General features: G+C 74.7%; 2 protein-coding genes. Both read right to left on the reverse strand.

Annotated features, from left to right (window positions below):
• Positions 1 to 1,426, reverse strand: a 1,426-nt coding sequence (locus tag B042_RS0116805; protein WP_028649297.1) for a condensation domain-containing protein, incomplete at its 3' end; no start/stop codon positions are given.
• 59 nt (positions 1,427 to 1,485) lie between these two features.
• The coding region (locus B042_RS0116810) for a condensation domain-containing protein (protein WP_028649298.1) at positions 1,486 to 3,203 on the reverse strand (1,718 nt) is incomplete at its 5' end.

The raw sequence follows: 3,203 nt of genomic DNA on the forward strand, positions 1-3,203 counted from the left end.
CATCCACCAGCGCCACCCGGCCCGACCACCGCCCCGCACCCCCCGGCGACCCACCCAGCACACCACCGGACACCACCACCGCCGTATCGTTGACCGCTCCGGTCACCCCCGCGTCACCGCAGTGGACGGAGACCCGTGCGACGGGCTCCCCGGGATCGCGGACCAGGCGCATGAGCGTGTCGCGGAACTCCCCGAGCAGGGCGAGCGCGCCCTCGCGGTCGCACAGGTCGGTGCGGTGGCCGAGCACGAACCGGGGCTCGCCTCCGGGTAGGGCGACCAGGGTCAGCGGGTAGTGGGTGGCGTCCCGGACGTCCACGCCGCTGATGCCCACCCCGGCGAAGGAGCGCTGGAACAGCGCGGGGTCGATGGGGTAGTTCTCCACCACCAGGAGCGAGTCGAAGGCGGCCTCGGTTCCCGAGGCGCGCTGGATGCGCCCCAGCCCCAGGTGCTGGTGCTCGATGAGGCGGCCCTGCTCCTCCTGGATCCGCAGGGCCAGGTCGGCGCCGCTCTCCGCGGGCCGCAGCCGGGCGTGGACCGGCACCGTGTTGATGAACAGGCCGATCATGGACTCCACGCCGGGCAGGCCGGTGGAGCGGCCGGAGACGGTGGCACCGAACACCACGTCGTCCTGGCCCGTCCGGCGCGAGGCGACCAGGGCCCAGGCCGCCTGGATGAGCGCGTTGACCGTGGCACCGGTGCGGGCGGGGGCCGCGGTCAGCTCCCGTGCCTCCTGCTCGGTGAGGTCCAGCCCGACCCGGCCGGTGGCGGGATCCCCGTCCCGGCCGGCGCCCTCCCCCAGCAGCGCGGTGGCGGCCGGGGCTCCGTCGAGCGCCTCGGCCCAGGCGCGACGGGCTGCGTCGGTGTCCTGGGACGCCAGCCAGGCCAGGTGGTCCCGGAAGGCGGGGGCGGGAGGGAGGTCGCCGCCGTCGGCGGCGTAGGCCGCCAGGAGTTCGCCGATCAGGAGGGGAGTGGACCAGCCGTCGAGGATGATGTGGTGGTTGGTGAGCAGGAGGGTGTGCTCGTCCTCGCCGCGCCGGACGAGGACGCAGCGCAGCGGCGGGGCGTCGGTGAGATCGAAGGGGGTGGCGTCCTCCTCCCGCCCGATCCGCTCGACCTCCTCGCCTACCCGCTCCGGCGCGGTCTTGGACAGGTCCACGGTCCGGAAGGGGACGGTGACGTCGGCGGCCACGAACTGCACGGGGCGGCTCATGTCCTCGTACCAGAAGCCGACCCTCAGGTTGGGGTACCGGCGCAGCACCGTGCCGAGGGCCGCGCGCAGGCGCTCGTGGTCCAGCGGTCCGGAGAGGTCGACTCCGGTCCGGACCGTGTAGACGTCGCGGCGGTCGCTGTGGGCGTGGAAGAGCAGTCCCTCCTGCAACGGGGTGAGCGGGAGGACGTCCTCCAGGGTGGGCTCGCTCGAAGGCATGCTTTCCTCTTCGTCGGTCGGGGAAGCCGGGTGCGGGTTCCGGGGGTGCTGCGGAGGGGTCATCGGCGCCGTCGGAGCAGGGCCTCCAACTGGTCGACCTGGCCCTGCTCCAGGGAGACCATCGAGAAGTCGGAGGGGGTGTGGCCGCCGGAGCCGCCGGCGTCGGCGTGGTCGGCCAGGGCGTGCAGGGCGCGCGACCACTGGTCGAGCAGGGCCCTCGCCCGCTCCTGGGGCCACAGGCCCCGGGCATAGGTGAGGCGGGTGCGCAGCACGGTGCCCCGGGGGCCGGTCTCGGCGACGACGTTGAACGCCAGGCCGTGGGTCAGGGGGGTGCGCGGATCGAACTCCAGGGGCACGTCCCAGGTCTCCTCGGTGAGTTCCCAGTCCCGTCCCATGGCTGCGGGCAGGCGTCCCAGGTAGTTGAAGAGCAGTCCGGGTCGGGGCAGGGCGGCCAGTTCCCGCGCGGTTTCCGGGTGGAGGTAGCGCAGGACCCCGAAGCCGGCACCGCCGTCGGGGACGGTCCGCAGGACCTCCTTGACCCGCTTGACCGCCCGGCCAGCGGCAGGGCCGCCCCGCAGGGCCTCGTCGGTACCGGTGCCGGCCAGGTCGAGGCGGACCGGGTAGAGGCTGGTGAACCAGCCGACGGTGCGGGACAGGTCGGCGCCGGGGAAGAGGTCCTCGCGGCCGTGGCCCTCGACGTCGACCAGCAGGTCGGCGCCGTCCTGCCCGCGCCAGGCGGCGACGGCCAGGGCGAGCCCGGTGAGCAGGACGTCCTCGGGGCCGGCGTTGAAGGCCTCCGGCAGGCGGGTGAGCAGTGCCTCGGTGGTGTCGGCCTCCAGCATTCGGGTCTCGGTGCGCGCCGTGTCCAGCACGTCCCGGGCCGGGTCCGGGGCGGGCAGGTGCGCCGTGTCCCCGACCGCGCGGAGGGTGTCGCGCCAGTGGGGCATCTGCTCCGCCCAGCGGGGTGCGCCGGAGGACTCGGCGAGCGCCCTCGCCCAGGCCCGCAGCGGGGTGCCCGGCGCGGACAGCTCGGGTGCGGTGTCCGTGAGCCGCGCCTCGACGGCGGCTTCGAGGTCGGGGAGCAGGACCCGCCAGGAGACGCCGTCGACGGCGAGGTGGTGGATGAGGAGCAGGAGTCGGCCCTGTTCGGTGTCGCCGCGGTCGAACCAGACGGCGCGCAGGAGGACGCCCGCGGCCGGGTCGAGTTCGGCGGCGGCCGTCTCGGCGGCCTCGGCGACCAGGTCTCGGGGGAGGCGTCCGCCGCCCGGGGGCAGGGGGACGCGCCGCAGGCAGTCCTGGGGCTTGGCCTCGGCTGTGGGCGGGACCTCCAGTTCCGTCCGGTCGGTGATGCGGTGCAGGCGCATGCGCAGGGCTTCGTGTCGGTCCAGGAGGTCGCCGATGGCGGCGGTGAGGACGTCGGCCGTCAGGGTGGCCGGGGTGGCCACGACCTGGCGCTGGGTGACGGAGTCGGTCCCCTCGCCGCGGTCGAGCATCCAGTGGGCGATGGGCAGGAGGGGCAGGGTGCCCTCGGCAGCGGTGTCGGCGGCGAAGGCGGGCGTGTCTTCGGGGTCGGCCAGGGTGCTCAGCCGGGCCAGCCCGGCCGGGGTGCGCGCGTTGAAGACGTCGGCGACCTTGAGCAGGTGGCCCTTGCGGTGCAGGCGGTTGACGACCTGGATGGAGGAGATGCTGTCTCCGCCCAGGCGGAAGAAATCGTCGCCCGTGCCCACGCCGGACAGCCCCAGGACCTCCTCGAACACCGCGCACACCGCGCGCTCGA

The organism is Nocardiopsis sp. CNT312 (assembly GCF_000515115.1).
Classification (GTDB): Bacteria; Actinomycetota; Actinomycetes; order Streptosporangiales; family Streptosporangiaceae; genus Nocardiopsis.